Source organism: Janthinobacterium sp. BHSEK (genome assembly GCF_056174685.1).
Map to the genome: position 1 here is coordinate 44,360 of NZ_JBWBYV010000059.1, position 16,655 is coordinate 61,014.

Annotated in this window: 22 protein-coding genes; 9 read left to right on the top strand and 13 right to left on the bottom strand. The window is 64.1% G+C overall.

Going from position 1 to position 16,655, the window contains the following annotated elements; all coding sequences use genetic code 11:
- Window positions 1-217 precede the first annotated feature (217 nt).
- The gene (locus AC0V2Y_RS20150) at window positions 218-1,096 is read left to right on the top strand and encodes an EamA family transporter (protein WP_475415025.1); all 879 of its coding nucleotides are present in this window, start codon (window positions 218-220) and stop codon (window positions 1,094-1,096) included.
- Between the two features lie 275 nt (window positions 1,097-1,371).
- A complete protein-coding gene (locus AC0V2Y_RS20155; protein WP_475415067.1) occupies window positions 1,372-1,716 on the top strand; it encodes a c-type cytochrome in 345 nt (114 codons plus the stop codon).
- Window positions 1,717-1,819: 103 nt separating this feature from the next.
- Here the strand turns inward: AC0V2Y_RS20155 and AC0V2Y_RS20160 are convergent, their stop codons facing one another.
- The 5 genes from AC0V2Y_RS20160 to AC0V2Y_RS20180 form a co-directional block, all read right to left on the bottom strand.
- A complete protein-coding gene (locus tag AC0V2Y_RS20160; protein ID WP_475415024.1) occupies window positions 1,820-2,182 on the bottom strand; it encodes a hypothetical protein in 363 nt (120 codons plus the stop codon).
- Window positions 2,183-2,194: 12 nt separating this feature from the next.
- Window positions 2,195-2,458, bottom strand: a complete 264-nt coding sequence (locus tag AC0V2Y_RS20165) for a DUF378 domain-containing protein (RefSeq protein WP_326456128.1) — start codon at window positions 2,456-2,458, stop codon at window positions 2,195-2,197.
- A 213-nt stretch (window positions 2,459-2,671) separates the two neighbouring features.
- Complete coding sequence (locus AC0V2Y_RS20170) at window positions 2,672-3,202, bottom strand: N-acetyltransferase family protein (protein ID WP_475415023.1); 531 nt, start codon at window positions 3,200-3,202, stop codon at window positions 2,672-2,674.
- Window positions 3,203-3,209: 7 nt separating this feature from the next.
- A complete protein-coding gene (locus AC0V2Y_RS20175; protein ID WP_475415022.1) occupies window positions 3,210-3,782 on the bottom strand; it encodes a helix-turn-helix domain-containing protein in 573 nt (190 codons plus the stop codon).
- Window positions 3,783-3,814: 32 nt separating this feature from the next.
- A complete protein-coding gene (locus AC0V2Y_RS20180; RefSeq protein ID WP_475415021.1) occupies window positions 3,815-4,714 on the bottom strand; it encodes a LysR family transcriptional regulator in 900 nt (299 codons plus the stop codon).
- A 120-nt stretch (window positions 4,715-4,834) separates the two neighbouring features.
- Between AC0V2Y_RS20180 and AC0V2Y_RS20185 the strand changes: the two genes are divergently transcribed.
- Together AC0V2Y_RS20185 and AC0V2Y_RS20190 are read left to right on the top strand one after the other, a co-directional pair.
- Entirely contained in the window at window positions 4,835-5,911 is a 1,077-nt protein-coding gene (locus AC0V2Y_RS20185; RefSeq protein WP_475415020.1) for a YeiH family protein, read from the top strand.
- 105 nt (window positions 5,912-6,016) lie between these two features.
- Window positions 6,017-6,658, top strand: a complete 642-nt coding sequence (locus AC0V2Y_RS20190) for a LysE family translocator (RefSeq protein ID WP_070218425.1) — start codon at window positions 6,017-6,019, stop codon at window positions 6,656-6,658.
- Between the two features lie 2 nt (window positions 6,659-6,660).
- On the opposite strand, the gene AC0V2Y_RS20195 is transcribed toward AC0V2Y_RS20190, so the two are convergent.
- Window positions 6,661-7,425: an alpha/beta fold hydrolase gene (locus tag AC0V2Y_RS20195; protein WP_475415019.1), complete on the bottom strand. Its 765-nt coding sequence runs from the start codon at window positions 7,423-7,425 to the stop codon at window positions 6,661-6,663.
- Between the two features lie 86 nt (window positions 7,426-7,511).
- Between AC0V2Y_RS20195 and AC0V2Y_RS20200 the strand changes: the two genes are divergently transcribed.
- Window positions 7,512-8,270 carry an AraC family transcriptional regulator gene (locus AC0V2Y_RS20200; protein ID WP_475415018.1) on the top strand — a complete coding sequence of 253 codons (759 nt, stop codon included), beginning with the start codon at window positions 7,512-7,514 and terminating at the stop codon, window positions 8,268-8,270.
- Here AC0V2Y_RS20200 and AC0V2Y_RS20205 read toward each other — a convergent pair.
- The 7 genes from AC0V2Y_RS20205 to AC0V2Y_RS20235 form a co-directional block, all read right to left on the bottom strand.
- Window positions 8,267-8,908: a CatA-like O-acetyltransferase gene (locus AC0V2Y_RS20205; RefSeq protein ID WP_475415017.1), complete on the bottom strand. Its 642-nt coding sequence runs from the start codon at window positions 8,906-8,908 to the stop codon at window positions 8,267-8,269. The genes AC0V2Y_RS20200 and AC0V2Y_RS20205 overlap by 4 nt on opposite strands.
- Window positions 8,909-8,945: 37 nt before the next feature.
- Window positions 8,946-9,335, bottom strand: a complete 390-nt coding sequence (locus tag AC0V2Y_RS20210; RefSeq protein ID WP_475415016.1) for a DUF5071 domain-containing protein — start codon at window positions 9,333-9,335, stop codon at window positions 8,946-8,948.
- A gap of 13 nt (window positions 9,336-9,348) precedes the next feature.
- Window positions 9,349-10,569: an MFS transporter gene (locus AC0V2Y_RS20215; RefSeq protein ID WP_475415015.1), complete on the bottom strand. Its 1,221-nt coding sequence runs from the start codon at window positions 10,567-10,569 to the stop codon at window positions 9,349-9,351.
- 134 nt (window positions 10,570-10,703) lie between these two features.
- Window positions 10,704-11,006, bottom strand: a complete 303-nt coding sequence (locus AC0V2Y_RS20220; RefSeq protein WP_475415014.1) for a pentapeptide MXKDX repeat protein — start codon at window positions 11,004-11,006, stop codon at window positions 10,704-10,706.
- A gap of 196 nt (window positions 11,007-11,202) precedes the next feature.
- Window positions 11,203-11,979 carry a molybdopterin-dependent oxidoreductase gene (locus AC0V2Y_RS20225; RefSeq protein WP_475415013.1) on the bottom strand — a complete coding sequence of 259 codons (777 nt, stop codon included), beginning with the start codon at window positions 11,977-11,979 and terminating at the stop codon, window positions 11,203-11,205.
- A gap of 4 nt (window positions 11,980-11,983) precedes the next feature.
- The gene (locus AC0V2Y_RS20230; protein WP_475415012.1) at window positions 11,984-12,580 is read right to left on the bottom strand and encodes a cytochrome b/b6 domain-containing protein; all 597 of its coding nucleotides are present in this window, start codon (window positions 12,578-12,580) and stop codon (window positions 11,984-11,986) included.
- A complete protein-coding gene (locus AC0V2Y_RS20235) occupies window positions 12,580-13,386 on the bottom strand; it encodes a DUF1223 domain-containing protein (RefSeq protein WP_475415011.1) in 807 nt (268 codons plus the stop codon). The genes AC0V2Y_RS20230 and AC0V2Y_RS20235 overlap by 1 nt, the downstream gene beginning before the upstream one ends.
- A gap of 130 nt (window positions 13,387-13,516) precedes the next feature.
- Here AC0V2Y_RS20235 and AC0V2Y_RS20240 point away from each other — a divergent pair, with 130 nt between their 5' ends.
- From AC0V2Y_RS20240 to AC0V2Y_RS20255, 4 genes are all read left to right on the top strand, one after another.
- On the top strand, window positions 13,517-14,107 hold the full coding sequence (locus AC0V2Y_RS20240; RefSeq protein WP_475415010.1) for a sigma-70 family RNA polymerase sigma factor: 591 nt from the start codon (window positions 13,517-13,519) through the stop codon (window positions 14,105-14,107).
- Window positions 14,104-14,751 (top strand): NrsF family protein, encoded by a 648-nt coding sequence (locus AC0V2Y_RS20245; protein WP_475415009.1) that lies wholly within the window; start codon window positions 14,104-14,106, stop codon window positions 14,749-14,751. Before AC0V2Y_RS20240 ends, AC0V2Y_RS20245 begins: the two co-directional genes overlap by 4 nt.
- Before the next feature lie 131 nt (window positions 14,752-14,882).
- Window positions 14,883-16,391 (top strand): DUF4331 domain-containing protein, encoded by a 1,509-nt coding sequence (locus AC0V2Y_RS20250; protein WP_475415008.1) that lies wholly within the window; start codon window positions 14,883-14,885, stop codon window positions 16,389-16,391.
- 13 nt (window positions 16,392-16,404) lie between these two features.
- Window positions 16,405-16,653, top strand: a complete 249-nt coding sequence (locus AC0V2Y_RS20255; RefSeq protein WP_475415007.1) for a hypothetical protein — start codon at window positions 16,405-16,407, stop codon at window positions 16,651-16,653.
- Window positions 16,654-16,655 lie beyond the last annotated feature (2 nt).

Sequence of the window (16,655 nt, forward strand, 5' to 3'; positions counted from 1 at the left end):
GTTTCTGCAACTCATGGGACGGCTCCATCAAAATGAAGAATCGGAGGGTGCACCCGGCGGTTCCAAGGGTGCAGGCAGAATAGCATTATCAGGAAATACTTGCACTACCTCAACAGTGCCCGCGCTACATCGCCTGTCAATGTGCAGGCGGCTAAATTGCCGTGCGTTGCAGATCTGCCAGCGACTGCCAGCCTCAGGCATATTAAAATACCGTCCCATGACCTCCCCAGCCTCGACCTCCGCCCTCCCCGACAGCATCCTGCTCCCTTCCCTGGCCGTACTGGGAGGGCAGATTTCCGTCAATCTGGGGGCGGCGATTGCGAAGAATCTGTTTCCCGTCATCGGGGTCGAGGGGATTACGGCGTACCGCGTGGGGTTCTCGGCGCTGATCCTGCTGGCCATCTTCCGTCCGTGGCGCTACCGGCTGACGCGCAAGGATGTACTGAATTTGCTCGTCTATGGTTCCGTGCTGGGGCTGATGAACTTGCTGATTTACCGGGCGTTTGCGCTGATACCGATCGGCATCGCGGTTGCCATCGAGGTGACGGGGCCGCTGGCCGTGGCCATGCTGTCGTCGCGCCGGCCCCGCGATTTATTCGCCGTCGCCTGTGCCGTGTTCGGCTTGTATTTGCTGCTGCCCCTGCAAGGCAGCCCGGGCAGCCTGGACCCTGTCGGCGTGGCGTATGCGCTGGGCGCGGCCCTGTGCTGGGCGATGTACATCATCTTCGGCAAGCGCGCCTCGACCTTGCAGGGCGGCCAGGCGGTGGCCTGGGGCATGACGGTGGCGGCCATGGTGACGGTGCCCATCGGTGTCGCGTATTCGGGCACGGCCCTGCTAGCGCCATCGATTGCCTTGATGGGCCTGGCAATCGCCATGCTGTCCAGCGCCCTGCCATATTCGCTGGAAATCTTTGCCCTGCGCCGCTTGCCGCAGGGCGTGTTCGGCATGTTCAGCAGCGCGGCGCCGGCCGTCAGCGCGCTGGCCGCCATGGCCGTGCTGGGAGAATTGCTGAGCCTGACCCAGTGGCTGGCCATCGCCTGCATCGTGTTCGCGTCAGCCATGGCGGCGCTCGGTGCACAGGGCGGCAAGCGCTAAGTAATCCTCAGGAAATTATTGTGAATTTATGACGAACAGAACCGAATGCTATGCAAGGCACCCGCTGCGACGCAGTGCGAGCACTGCTAGCAGCGGGCAACGCTGCACAGCAGACAGGCAGGTTTTGATGCCGACCTGTAAAATATGTCAGCGCTTGCCATACAGCCCATTCAGTCCAATTCCAGTCCAATTCCGCCTCGCCAATGACATCCCCATTTCCTTTTCGCTTGCTTTTCCCTCTGACCGCGACAGCCCTGCTGCTGGCGCCAGCCGCCATGGCCAACGCGGCCGCGCCTGCCGCTAAGCCTGCCGTGCAGGGCAATGCGGAAGCGGGCAAGGCGGCGTTTCGCAAGTGCGCCTCCTGCCATCAGGTGGGCCCATCGGCGCACGGCGGCTTCGGCCCCAAGCTGACAGGCGTGATCGGCCGCAAGGCCGGCACCACTACCGACTACAAATACTCGGCAGCCATGAAAAACGCGAATATCATCTGGACCGAGCAGAACCTGGCCAGCTTCCTCAAAGCACCGAGCGATTTCATCCCGGGAAACAACATGCGCTTCTGGGGCATCGGCAATGCCCAGCATGTGGCCGACCTGCTGGCCTACCTGCGCACGCAGTAAGGCGTAAAACCGTAAAACGCAAGAAGCCAGGTATAAAGCCAGACAGGCATCAGGCCAAGCACAAGCATGGCGCACGCAGGCAGATGGATCCGCATCGCTCCCCTTAGCGATCCAAGGCATCGAACACGCCCTTGCGCTTCTTGTGCGCCGCCTCGTATTCGCGCAGGCGCTTGCGCTGGGCGGCAGACAGGCCGTCCAGCTTGTCGCGTATCTGCGCCACCGTCAGGTGCTGATAGCCGGCAATCGGCAAGTCGCTTGCCGCTGGTGCGTCAGCCGCCTTGGCCGCAGGCTTGCCCGCCCCTTCCTCGCCATCTGCCTCCTGCGTTTCACCCGCTTGCGCCCGTTGCTTGTTCACGATGCGGGCCGCGACTTCGTCCTCGCGGCCCGGATAGCGCCCTTCCCGCTTGAATTCTTTTTCCAGCTTCCTGAATTCACGTTCGCGCTTGGGACTGGCACCGACAGGCATGTCACCTCCCGCCTAAGGCTTGGCCGGCAGCTTGCGCACGCACAGATAGATGGAATACAGCGCCGCCAGCCCCACCAGCACGTACACGCCGCGCGACGCCGTCGTCATGGCGCCCAGGATGCGGGCCACGATGTCGATATCGAACAGACCCACCAACGCCCAGTTCAAGCCGCCCACGATCAAGAGGATCATCGAGATCCAGTCGACCACGTTCAGGCGCTTTGCCGTCATTTCCTGTTTTGCCGCACCGTCCGATCCTGCCTGGATATTCGCCATATCAACCTCCTGATAGAAGAAAGGACCCGCCGCCGGGTCTCTGCAAGGAACAGTGTAGGCGCGGCGCCGGCACGCACCAGTCGGACGATGCCGGGTATCGGGGTAGGAGGGATCTGTAATCAGGTGGGTGATTTTATCTGGCAACAAGCCAGCCCACAGTGGCGGGCAGCGGCATCGTACGGTCCTTGTGATGCCAGAGTTTGCCTTGCCAGGTCATGGCTGCAGTTGCTTGTACATGATGGTGGTGGCGTCCAGCCGGTCGCCGGCCGGCGCCAGCGCGTAGCCGGGGATGCTGCCCGCCACCACGTAACCGAGCGACAGGTACAGCGGTTCCGCGTGGTCGCCGCTGCGCGTGTCCAGGGTCAGCAGGCTGCGCGGCAAGAGGCGTGCCTGTTCTTCCAGCGCCTGCATCAGCTGGCGGGCGATGCCATGCCGTCGAAAGGCGGGCGCGACCAACAGCTTGCGCACTTCGGCCCGGTGCGCCTGGTTGGGATTGGTGTCCCAGTCCAGCTGCACGGCGCCCGCCACCTTGCCCGCCACTTCGGCCACCAGCAGCAGGCGCACGCCTCGCGTCACGGCGGGCAGCACATTGTCCGTCCAGAACGCCTGGCTGGCCGCCACGTCGAACGGCAAGATGAAACCGATGCTGGCGCCGTCGTGCACGCAGTCTTGCAGCAAGGCGCCCAGTTCCGGCAGGCGTTCGAGAATATCGGCGGACGAAAAATAGCGTAGCGATGGGGACATATCAACCTCAGACGATGAACAAAAAATAGCGGGCGCCGCTGTCGGCTGGCGTCGTGAACGCGCTGGCGCCATGCAATTGGTAGCGCAGGCAATCGCCGGGCATCAAAGCGTGGGAGCGGCCGTCGATCGTTACGTTGAGCTTGCCGTCCTGCAGCAACAGATGGTGTTCCATGCCGGGCCGGGGCGAGGCCGCGTAGGCGATCGTCACGCCCGCACCCAACTCGCATGCGAGCGCTTCGCCGGCCAGCGCGCGCGACGGGGGCGAGACGGAGCGGCGGACAAAACCGGTCTCCGGGTCCGTCCACACGCTTTGCTCGGCCCGCCGCAGCAGGGGCGGAAAATCGTCCTCGACCATGCGCAGCAGGCGCGACATGGCCAGGCCATACGCGGCGCACAGCTTGCCCAGCACGCTAGTCGTCGGGCTGACTTCGCCGTTTTCCAGGCGCGACAAGGTTGCACGGCTGACCTGGCTCAAGTGGGCCAGCTGGTCCAGCGACCAGCCCCGCTCCACGCGCAACTGTTTTAATCGCGCGGCCAGGCGCTGTTCTGTCTCGCTCTCTGTGAGCGTTGAATTTTCCATATAAGGGAATTTATTCCATATATGGAAAAACGTCAAGCCATGCGCGAGGCGTGGCGGCACAGTTCCAGAAAACCCCTCAAACGGGGCGAGAGGATCTTCTTCGATTGGCGGATCAGATAAAAGTTGCGCTCCAGGGGCGGCAGCATGGTTTCCAGTTCTACCAGTTGCCCGCTGGCCAGCAAATCGGCCACGACGACCCGCGACAGGCAGGCGATGCCGAGACCGGCCGCCGCGCCATACTTGATCGCTTCCGAGTTGCTGAATTCGCCTGCGGCGCGCAGATAGTGCAGATACGGCACCAGCGCTTGCTCCACGGCTTCGCGCGTGCCCGAGCCCGCTTCGCGCAGCAGCCAGCCCGCCTGGTTCAACTCCGCAAAACTGAGCAGATGGCGCAACTGCGCCAGCGGGTGCGCGGGTGCGGCCACGATCAGCATCTGGTCCGTCAGCCACGGCTCCACCAGCAAGCCCGCTTCGTGGCACGGTCCTTCGATCAGGCCGATATCGACACGGAACTCCGCCACGGCGGCCGCGATGTCGGCCGTGTTGGCAATCGTCACCTGCGGAATGCTGCGCCCGTACTGCTGCGCCGCCTGGGCCAGGATCTGCGGCAGCAGATAGATGCCTATCGTCGTGCTGGCGCCGATTTGCAGACTGACGGGCACAGACGGGTCGGCGCCCGCGAACTGGCGTTCGATGCTGGCGGCCCCGTCGCGCATCTGCCGCGCCTGCGGCAACAGCAGGCGGCCATTGTCGTTGAGCAGCAATCGCTTGCCCACGCGATCGAACAGTTGCGCCCCGAGCAGGGTTTCCAGTTCGTTCAGGGCCGCGCTGGTGGCCGATTGCGACAGCGTGATCAGCTCGCCGGCCGCGCTGGTGCTGCCGGTGTCCGCCACGGCCAGGAAAATCTGCAGTTGCCGCAAAGTCAAAGCCATGCTGTTTCCTCTCTCAATTTACCTATTTTTCAGGTTAAACATACAAAAACAATCCATTTTACCATTTAATAAGCGAACTGTACAGTCATGCCATACGAACCAAGAACCATGGAGTACGGCATGTCTTCCCTCTCAACAAGCAACACAACAAGTTTCAGCGACCGCTACGGCCGCCTCCTTCCCGGCCTGCTGCTGAGCGGCATCATCGCCTGGGGCGCCATCGCGCTGGGCAAGCTGGAATGGATGCAAAGCCACGGCATGAGCGCCCTGACCCTGGCCATCATGCTGGGCATTGTGCTGGGCAACAGCGTATATGGACGCCTGGCGCCAACCTGTGGCGCGGGCGTGGCTTTTTCCAAGCAGACGTTATTGCGTCTTGGCATCATCCTGTATGGCTTCCGTTTGACCTTCCAGGACATCGGCCAGGTGGGTCTGGCAGGCATCGCCATCGACGCGCTGGTGCTGACCTCCACGTTTGGCCTGGCCATGTTCCTCGGCACCAAGGTGTTCAAGCTGGAACGCAACAGCGCCATCCTGATCGGCGCGGGCAGCTCGATCTGCGGCGCGGCGGCCGTGATGGCGACGGAACCCGTCGTCAAGGGCCGCAGCGAGGATGTCACCGTGGCGGTCTCCACCGTCGTGGTGTTCGGCACCATCGCCATCTTTCTGTATCCCGTGCTGTACCAGCTGAACCTGGGCTGGCAAGTGCTGGGCGCCACGCCCACGGCCTTCGGCGTGTACATCGGTTCGACCGTGCATGAGGTGGCGCAAGTGGTGGCGGCCGGCAAGTCGATCGGGCAAGAGGCGGCGAATGCGGCCGTGATCGCCAAGATGGTGCGCGTGATGATGCTGGCGCCGTTCCTCGTCATCCTGTCTGCCCTGCTGGCGCGCGGCAAGGCCAAAGATGGCAGCCACGACAAGGCGGCCAAGCTGGCCATCCCCTGGTTTGCCTTCATCTTCATCGGCGTGGTGGCCTTCAATTCGCTGGGCCTGTTGCCAGCCAGCATGGTCGCCACCATCACCGACATCGACACGGCCCTGCTGGCCATGGCCATGGCGGCCCTGGGCTTGACCACGCACATGTCGGCCATCCGCCGCGCCGGCATCAAGCCCCTGTTGCTGGCCGGCCTGCTGTTCTGCTGGCTGATCGCGGGCGGCGCCGCCATCAACCATGTGGTCGCCAGCCTGTTTGCCTGAAGCAAAGCCTGATTCAGGCGGGGCCGCCGGCGCGGGAGTCGAAAACTTCGTACAATAAGCGTGTTTTGACTCTCAATCCGGCTCCGGCCCCACCCAGGAACACCCATGCACCTCTCGAACTGGCTGCTTTTCTGCAGCGTCGCCCTGCTCGTCACGTTTTCTCCCGGCCCGGCCGTCTTGCTGGCCATCTCGAATGCCATCGCCGTCGGCCCGCGCCGCGCGATGATCAGCAGCATGGGCAACGGTTTCGGCTTGTTCATCATTTCCGGCGTGGCCATGGCCGGCATGGGCGTCGTGCTGGCTACCTCGGCCACGGCCTTCATGCTGCTGAAACTGGCCGGTGCCCTGTATCTGGTGTTCCTGGGCATCAAGCAATGGCGCAGCAAGACCAGCGTCGTGGCCGATGCGCCCGTGGTGCAAGGCGCGGCGAATCCTAATTCCTTCTGGAAACTCTTCCGCCAGGGCTTGACGGTCGCGCTGACCAATCCGAAAGCCATCCTGTTCTTTTCGGCCCTGTTTCCGCAATTCATCACGCCGGGCGAGCCGGTGGCCATCCAGTTCACCGTGCTGACGACCTCGTTTGTCGCCTGCGCCATGCTGGCCCACTTGTTTTACGCCAACCTGGCGCGCCTGCTGAAAACCCAGCTGGCCACGCCGGGCCGCGCCAAGTTGTTCAACCGCATCACGGGCGGCGCCTTCGTCTTGCTGGGACTGAGCCTGCTGCGCCTGCGCAGCAAGGCCGCATAAGGTCACTGCGCCGATAGAAACGCCTCGATGCTGGCCGCCAGGGCCAGCGGCGTTTCATTCATCGGATAGTGTCCCGCATTGCCCAGCACCTCCAGCCGGGCTTGCGGGTACCACGCCAGATACGTGCGGCGCATCAAGTCCGCATCAAAACGGGGGTCGTGTTCCCCGACCAGCGCCAGCAAAGGCAGTTCCACGCGCGCCGCCTTGATTTCTTCACTGAAATCCGTCCCGCTCCACGCGAGGAAGTAGCGTGCAAACGCGGCCTGATCCGAACTTTCCCACGAATACCGCGCCTTCCAGTCCAGCCAGGCGGCCGACAAGCGCCCGCCCGTGCTGCGGTCGATGATGGCGCGCCGCGCCTGCACATTGCCGCTGGCGTCGAGAAACAGCGCGCGCGCCGTGCCCTGCAGCGTCACGCCACAGCTGGGCACGGGCGCCACGGCCACCAGCTTGCGCAAACGCAAGGGCGCCAGCAAAGCCAGCCGTTCCAGCGCCATGCCGCCCATGGAGTGACCAACGACGCTGAACGTGGCAAAGCCCAGCGCATCGGCCAGCGCCAGGGCGTCGCGGGCGACCTCTTCCATCGAATACTCTCCCGCCGCGCCGCGCATGCCGCCATAGCCGCGATTGTCCATGAAGACATAGCTGAAAGCGCCGCCATCGAGGGCCGCTTCCATCGGCGCAAACGCGTGCGCGTCGCCGAACCAGCCGTGCAGGACGATGACGGCGTGGGGGCCATGGCCCACGCGATGATAGGTATTGTGCATGTTCACTCCTGAAAAAGAGTGTGATGGTAAGCGGCCGGCAAGCGGCCCGCCTTCGATGGCAGGTCAAATACTGTAGAGTACGGGCCATGGATGATTTTTATACAGAAGTGCCGCGAACACTGATCGCCACCGCGCGCGACCATGCCTCCGGCGAGATATTTCCCAGCCACAGCCATGCACGTGGGCAATTCGCCTATGCGGCACGCGGCGTCATCAGCGTGCACACGCCGCAGGGCAACTGGCTGGTGCCGCCGCAACGCGCTTGCTGGGTACCGGCCGGACTCGTCCACGGCATGCGCATGCATGGCGCCGTGACCATGCACAACGTGTTTATCGCCCCGGATGCCATCGCCAGGATGGGCTTGCCACCGGTTTGCCAGGTGCTCGATGCCTCGCCGCTGCTGCGCCCGTTGCTGGCCGCAGCCGTGACCGTGGAAGCCTTGTATGCGCAGGCGTCGCGCGCCGGGCGGTTGATGGCCTTGCTGCTCGACGAGATCGCCGCTGCCAGTCCCCTGCCCCTGAGTGCGCCACTGCCGCAGGATGCCAGGCTGGCGCAGCTATGCATGGAATTGCTGCGGCAACCGCGCCTGGACAGCGGCCTGGACGCGATGGCGATGCAGGCGGGCATGAGCCGGCGCACGTTCACGCGGCAGTTCCGCGCCCAGACGGGGCTGGCCTTTGCCCAATGGCGCCAGCAAGCGTGCCTGCTGGCCGCCATCACGCGGCTGGCCGAAGGACAAGCCGTCACCCGCGTGGCGCTCGATCTCGGTTATGCCAGTCCCAGCGCTTTTACGGCCGCCTTCCGCCGCGTGCTGGGCCAGGCGCCCAGCGACTATCTAGCCTAGGAAATGATGTCGGCGATGCGCTGCGCCAGCGCCTGCGCCAGTTTCTGCACATGGTAGCCATCGACAAAGCCATGGTGGGCCTGCGCGGAAAACGGTATCCGCATGCGGCCATCCTGCTGCGCGGGGCCGAATTTGCCCCAGGTAAAGGTCGGGATGTCGGCGTCGCGGTGGCGGCAGATCGGGTGCTCGATGGCCGCCAGCTCCAGCCATGGCAGGCAGGTAATGAAGATATTGTTGCGCTGCTCGCGTTCGCTCTCTCCCTCGCCCGTGTTGATCAGCGCGCAGCTCGCTTCGGCGATGCGCTTCGCTTCCAGGCTGCGTTCGATAAATACGTCGAGCTGGTCGGTCATGGTAAAACGCGTGTAATTGAGGTTCTCGTCGCCGTTGATGACGGTGTAGGAAGCGGGAAAGTCGTCGATCCTGATCACTTCGCCCTGGCAGATGCGATACATGAAGTTGTCGATGTCCTTGACCGTATTGAGCAGGCAAAACAGGAAAAAGTGAAACACGGGAACGTTCCGCTCCTTGCACCAGGGCCGGAAATCCGGCACGTCGAGCTGGAAATTGATGTTGACGAGGGGATTGTCAAACGCGCGGAACAAGTCATAGCGGTCGCGCCGCTTTGCAAAATTTTTCATGCGGCGAGTGTAGACGATGGAAGTGCTGGCGGGCAAGTCACGCCGCACCGGCAGCGCTGCGCGCCAAAATTTCCCGGGCCACCTCCGCCACGCCTTCCTCCAGCTCGGCAGCCGTAGGCGCCAGGGCGAAACGCTGCAATTCCCCGTCCAGGGCGGCAGCGAGCCCGGGGGAATGGCGCACAATAGCCAGCAAAACAACATATTTCCACTGTTCATCGTCACTGGCCAGCACCGTTTTGAGATACGGAGCCAGGCGTGGACCAATGCCGGCCAGAAAAGGCAGGAGGATGGAGGCCACGGGCCAGTTCGCGTCCTGCACCCACTCGAGGATCTGCGGCATGGCGGGACGGATTTCCTCCCATGGCAAGGCGGTCAGGGCTTGCGCATTGCCCGTATCGTGTTTATCGCGCGGCAATGGCAGACTCATGCGAGGCATCCTGTCATGCGGCGCCGCCATGCGCCAGGCCCCGCTGCACCTTCCACGCCAGCGGCAAGGTCAGCAGCAATACGGCCGCCAGCGCCAGCAAGGCCGTGGGTACGCTGGTATGGTCGCCCAGCGCGCCGAACAGCACGGGCGACAGCGCGCCGCCGCCGATGCTGCCCGTGTAGAACAGGGCAAACGCGTGCTCGCGCTTGCCGGACTCGGCCAGTTCCGGCACCGCGCCGTACAGCACGGACGAGGTGCCGTTCAGCGCCAGCCCCAGCAACGGCAGCATGGCCATGATGCCGGCCAGCGGCAGCCACAGGGCCGCGACGATCAGCAGCGAGGTCATCGATTCCGTCAGCCACACGGTCTTCATCATGCCGATGCGCGCGCCCAGGTAGCCGCACAGCAGCTTGCCGAAGGCGCCGCCCACGAACAGCAGAGATAAGGCCACGCCGATGCCGGCCGTGCCCGCCCCCTTGCTTTTCAACAAGAACGGCAGGAAGGTGAGAAAACCCATGCGCACGGCGCTGTCCAGGGTGCCCGTGGCCAGCAGCGCGCGAAAGCTGCCTTTGGCGCCGCTGCCAGTGATGGGTTTGACCGCTTTCTTCTGGCTGGCCTGGATGTCTTCCGGTTTCGGCAGCAGCCACCACAGCAAGCCGGCCGCCGCCAGACCCAGCAAGCCCAGCAGCGAGACGCTCGCTTGCCAGCTGCACACCAGCAACAGCAAGCCCACCAGCGCGGGAATCAGGGTCTTGCCGATATCGCCCGCAAAATTGTAGTGCGACAGCGCCTCCTTCACGCCGCCGCCCGCCTCGTGCGTGTCCGTGACGATGGACGAGGCCAGCGGATGCTGGGTGCTGGCGCCCAGGCCGCCCAGCAGCAAGGCGATCAGCAGCACGGCCAGGCCGCCCGCCTGCCCCGCGATCAGGTAGGCGACGCCGGCCAGCGCCGTGCCGCCCACCAGCAGGCGCTCGCGTCCCCAGCGCCTGGCCAGGCGGCTGGCCAGCAGCTGGAAACCGGCCATCATGCCCGAGTAGGAACCGCGCAGCAGGCCCACCATGGCGTAGCTGATGGCAAACTGGGCCTGCCAGATGGGCAGCAGTACATAGATCACGTCCGTCAAGCCGTCATGCACGGCATGCGCGCCGCAGGCAGCGAACAGCGAGCGGCGACGGATCGATTTATCGGAAGGATGTGCTTCGGGGGACAACGCGGCAACGGACGGTTCGGTCATGACTGTGCATGCGGGAAATCAGGAGGCGTCCAGCTTACACCAATTAGCAACCTCGCATCGGGCGGCAGCATGGGTGAACGCTGGAAGACGCGCGCGGCCTGGCGCCATCGCGTTGACGGCGCCAGGCCCCTGCACTACTTGGCCATCGCATCCTTGGCCATGCCATCCTTTTTCATTTCATCCTTTTTCATTTCATCCTTTTTCATGCCGTCTTTCGCCATGGCATCTTTTGCCATGCCGTCCTTGGCCATGTGATCCTTCTTCATGTGTTTCTTGGCCATCGGCTTGTGCATGCCGTCCTTGCCCATCGCATCCTTGTGCATGGCGTCGGCCGAGGCGTCCTTGGCCATGGCGTCTTTCTTCATGGCATCCTGGGCAAACGCGGCGCCCGACATGAGGATGGCGGAAGCGAGGATGGCAGTAATGGTGGTTTTCATGATAAGTCCTTGTCTCAGTGTTGGATGGGCGAGATTGCCCGGTGGTAAAACTATTGCTGTGCTACAGGGTGCTGCTTGCTGCTGAACATAAGGAAGGCCGGGAGGTGGTCAGGGCCAGGCGCATTGCCGCAGGCAGTACGACTAGTACGACAAGGCAAAGCAATGCAACGCCGCCCTGGCCGGCTCCCCGGCCTTCCTAGGAACCGCCGAACCAGTTGTATCCCTGGTTTTCCCAATACCCTCCCGGATAGGTATTCGTGACGAAAATGGCCTGGATGTGCTTCGGGTTCTTGTAGCCCAGCTTGGTCGGCATGCGCAGCTTCATCGGATAGCCGTATTTCGGCGGCAATTCCTGGCCGTCATACGTGAGGGCCATGATGGTTTGCGGATGCAGGGCCGTGGCCATGTCGATGCTGGTGAAATAATCGTCGGCGCACTGGAAGCCGATATATCTGGCTGTCGTGTCGGCGCCCACCCGCTTGAGGAAGTGGGAAAACGGCACGCCGCCCCACTTGCCGATCGCGCTCCAGCCTTCCACGCAGATATGGCGCGTGACCTGCGTTTCCTGCGGCAGGGCGCGCAGCTGCGGCAGGGTCCACGGCTTCTTGTCGGCGATCAAGCCGCTCAGTTCCAGGCGCCAGGCGTCGCCGTCGACCTGTTCCACCTCATCCTCGCCGTAATAGGCGTTGAAGGGAAACGGCCGCGTGATCATGGAGTCCGGATACGTGGGCGCCAGTTTATTCGGGTCGAACAGCCAGCCCTGCACCCGGTCGTTCATGCGCGACACGGCCATCAAGGCCGTCTCGATGCTGGACGGGTCGCTGGCGTTGCAGCCCGTCAGCAAGGACAGGCCGCCCAGGGTCAGGCTGCGCTGCAAAAACAGGCGGCGCGACTGCTGTTGGATCTGGCGCAAGGCGTCGGTCAGCATGGCCTGACCCTGTGCTTGCACGAGGATGGATTTTTTCATGCTCATCTCCTTAGCGGCCGCGCAGCATGGCGACCAGGGTGCGCGGCACCAGCGCCACCATCAGCAGGTGCACGCCGACAAAACCCGTCAGCAGCGCCATCGCAATGAAGTGGACCCTGCGCGCGCTCTCGTAGCCGCCCAGCAACTCGCGCAGCAGGGGAAACTGCACGGATTTCCACAGCACCAGGCCGGACAGCACCAGCACGATGCAATCAAACATGACGAACAGGTAGGCGGCACGCTGAACCATGTTGTAGCGGCGCGGGTCCGCATGGGCCAGCTTACCCTTCAGCGCGGCGACGAAATCGGCCAGCAGCAGACGCGGCGAGAGGGGAAAGAACTGGCGCCGCAGCCGTCCCGAGACGATATTGATGACCAGATACAACAGGCCATTTGCCACCAGCAGCCACATGGCGGCGAAATGCCATTGCAGGGCGCCGCCCAGCCAGCCGCCCAGGGTCAGCGCGCGCGGCAGTTCGAAGGGGAAGAATGGCGCCGCGTTGTAGATGCGCCAGCCGCTGGTGGCCAGCACGACCACGGCCACGGCATTGAGCCAGTGCGTCACGCGCAGCCAAACGGGGTGGATCACGCTCGCTTGTCCGTTCATCACATCACCCCTTTCGCGCAGGATGCCGTGCTGACGGCTTGCAGGATGGCGCTGCTGTCGGTCCGCTGCACGAAGGCGACGATTTGCAGGTTTTCCGGGCGCCAGCTGGCGGGCAGGCTGACTTCGCGGCGCAGCCGGGCGCGGCCTTGCGCCAACGCAACCGGCCCCAGCCACAGGCGCACGGCCGCATCATGGCGCAAGGTGGCGCCCCGGTTTTCGCCGCGCAACACGGTCGAGACGATGCCGCTTTCGCTGATGGCCACATACAGCTGGCCGTCCGTCCGCGCGTCCGGCGCGCTGGCATCGGCTTCCAGCAGCAGCTTCCCACCCGGCGCCGGCACAGCGGACAGGCGGATAGCGACGGGCGCGGCGGTCGCGTTGATGCGGCGGATGGCGGCCGGCAACTGCGTATCCCAGCCGCGCAATTCCGTGCCGCCCACGAAGAACTGCGGCGTATAGGCCACGTGGCGCGGCTGGTGGCGCAGCAGCTCGGCCTGGCGCGCATCGAATTGCGCCTGCGCCAGCGGGTCCGTCCAGCCGATCTGGTCCCAGTAGGTGACGTGCAAGGCCAGCGGCACGACCAGGCTGTCCACCCCCGCTTCCTGGCGCAAGGCGTTCAGGCGCCGGTCGGCGGGCGGGCAGCTGGAACAGCCTTCGCTGCTGTACAGTTCCACCAGCGCCGCCGTCCGCGCACCGCTTTTGACTTCGCAGCGCTGGCCGGACGCCAGTTGCGCGTACGCGGGTGCCGTCGCGGCCCACAGGCAAAGCGGAACGAGGCTGGCGGCAAGGCGGTGCTTGATATGCATGATGACTACCCGTTATAGTGAATGAAGAAACGTGCTTGCCTGTCAATTCGCCGCAACCTGCGGATTGGTTACAGCCCCCCTCAAATAATTTAAGATTTATTTTTTTCAACGCCTGTCACCAAAGGCTTGCATGCAACGAATACCAATAAGCGAGCAGTTGCACGGCACGGAATTGCGGCTGCACGGCTTGATGCTGCGCGGCCTCGATGGCGATGCGGCGGCGTATCGCAGTTTTTTGCAGGCAAGCAGCGCTCATTTGCGCGCGTTTTTCCGGCGCCGCCTGCAGCGTTGGCCGGACGAGGTGGAAGACCTGGTGCAGGAATGTTTATTAGCCATCCACAACCAGCGCTTGACGTATGACACGGGCGTGCCGCTGACATCGTGGATCCATGCGATCGCGCGCTACAAGATGATCGACTGGCTGCGCCGGCATGGGCGGCGCGAGGCGCAGCATTTGCCGTATGACGAAGAAGATAGCGCGCAGGAACTGTTTTCCAGCGCCGATGCCGAGGCGGCCGAGGCCAGCCGCGACCTGGGCAAGCTGCTGGCCACCTTGCCGGCGCAGCAGCGCGACGCCATCGTGCATACCAAGCTCGACGGCTGGTCCGTGCGCGACACGGCGGCCGCCATGGCCATTTCGGAAGCCAGCGTCAAGGTGGCCGTGCATCGCGGCTTGAAGGCCCTGGCGGCCCATTTAAGGATAGAAGGAAACGCACCATGAAAACCGAAGACTTGATCGCCATGCTGGCCAGCGGCCCCGACGTGGCCGCCGCGGCGCCGCCCGGCACGCACTGGCGCGCGGCAGGCACCTTGGGCGCCGGCCTGCTGGCCAGCGTGGCCTTGATGGCCATGCTGCTGGGCGTGCGGCCCAACCTGGAACAGCTGGCCCTGCTGCCCGACTTCTGGATCAAGGTGGGCTTCGTCGTGTGCCTGTGCCTGGCGGCCTGGCACGTCAGCCGCCGCCTGTGCGTGCCGGGCGCCGCCACCAGCGCCCTGCCCCTGCTGCTCGCCATGCCCATGCTGCTGATGTGGACGCTGGGCGCCGTCATCGTGCAGGAAGCCCCGCCCGAACAGCGGGCCGAACTGTTCTGGGGTAGCACCTGGCGCAGCTGCCCCCTGCTGATCGCCCTGCTGTCGCTGCCCATCCTGGCCGCCGTGCTGCGCCTGATGCGCCAGCTGGCGCCCACGCGCCTGCGCCTGGCCGGCGCCGCCGCCGGTTTTGCCGCCGGTGCCGTGGCGGCCCTCGTGTATTGCCTGCACTGCCCCGAGCTGGCGGCCAGCTTCGTCGGTTTCTGGTACGTGCTGGGCATGCTGGTACCGACCGCCATCGGCGCGGCCCTCGGTCCCAAAGTGCTGGCCTGGTAAGGGGCAGCCAAGGTCAGTTGCAGACTTTGACAAAGAGTTGAATCCGTTTTTTGTAGCCGTTCGTATAAGTCAGGCAGCCTGCAGTTTCTTGGACTTGTCTGTCAACGCTAACAAAAATCGGGAGAATCGAAATGTCATTGTCACACTCGAAAACCGCACTGGGCGCCGCCATCCTGGGCAACCTTCTCGCCGTTTCCTTCACTTTGGCCATCGCGCCAGCCGCCTACGCTTCCAGCCACCGCGAAGCGCCGTTCATCACGCAAAGCCCCAAGGTCGACGGCACCGACTTCTATATGTTCCGCAGCTATGAGGCGGGACGCGGCGCCTACACCACCCTGGTGGCCGACTACCTTCCCTTGCAGGACGCCTATGGCGGCCCGAATTATTTCGCCATGGATCCGAACGCCTTGTACGAAATCCATATCGACAACAATGGCGACGGCAAGGAAGACCTCACCTTCCAGTTCCGCTTCACCAACACCATCAAGGATGACCAGTTCACCGTCGGCGGCAAGAAAGTCTCGATTCCGCTCGTCATCAACGGCGGCGCCATCGATTCCGTCAACCCGCCGGGCCTGAACGTGCGCGAAACCTACAGCGTGACGGTGGTGCGGGGCGACCGCCGCAGCGGCACGCGCAGCAGCGTCACCAATGCCAGCGGCGGCGGCAGCGTGTTCGACAAGCCCGTCGACAATATCGGCAACAAGTCCATCCCCAACTATGCCGCGTATGCCGCGCAGCACGTCTACACGGTCAACATCCCCGGCTGCGCCACGCCGGCGCGCATGTTCGTCGGCCAGCGCAAGGACCCGTTCGTGGTGAACCTGGGCGAAACGTTTGACTTGATTAACATCAAGGCGCCCGCCACGGAATTTGCCGCGAATGCGGAGTCCGCCGCCAGGGACGACCTGGCGCGCAAGAACGTCACGGCCCTCGAAATGGAAGTGCCGACCGCCTGCCTGACGGCCGGTAGCGACCCTGTCATCGGCGGCTGGACCACGGCCAGCCTGCGCCAGGGACGTTTGCTGAACCCGGCACCGGGCGCCATTCCGGCGTCGAAGGAAGGCGGCGCCTGGGTGCAGGTGTCGCGGCTGGGCATGCCGCTGGTAAATGAAGTGGTGATCGGCCTGAAGGACAAGGACCGCTTCAACGCCAGCAAGCCGTCGGGCGATGCGCAATTTGCCGACTACGTGAAAAATCCCACCGTGCCGGCCCTGGTGGAAGTACTGTTCGGCTCGGCAGGCGCCAAGGCGCCCACCAACTTCCCCCGCAACGACCTGGTGGCCACCTTCCTGACGGGCATCAAGGGCGTCAACCAGCCCGTCACCGTGACGGCATCGGAAATGCTGCGCCTGAATACGTCGATCGCGCCCACCAACGTCGGTGCGCAAAACCGCCTGGGCGTGATCGGCGGCGATAACGCCGGCTTCCCGAACGGGCGACGTCCCGGCGACGACGTGGTCGACGTGGTGCTGCGCGTGGCCATGGGCAAGCTGTGCACCTTGAACATCGGCTGCGCCCCGGCCGACGCGCCGGCCGGCGGCCTGCACTTCACGGACGGCGCCTTCCTCGATGAAACCTACTTCACGGCAGGCTTTCCCTACCTGAAAAACCCCATCGCCGGTTCGCCGCAGATGTAACAAGGAGAACGCGATGAAAAAGCTCCATGCACTCAGCGCCCTGGCGCTCACGGCCCTGCTGGCAGGCTGCGGTGGCGGCGGCAGCAGCCACGGCGCAGATAACGGCAACGGCGGCACCACGCCGCCCCCCGTGACCATGCTCGACGCCTTCTATACGGCCGTCAGCAACGTTATCGCGAGCACCGGCGATGACAAGGAAGACATCGCCATCGACGCCATCATGGCGACGTCGCCGGAAGACACGGAACCGGTGCCGCTGTAAGG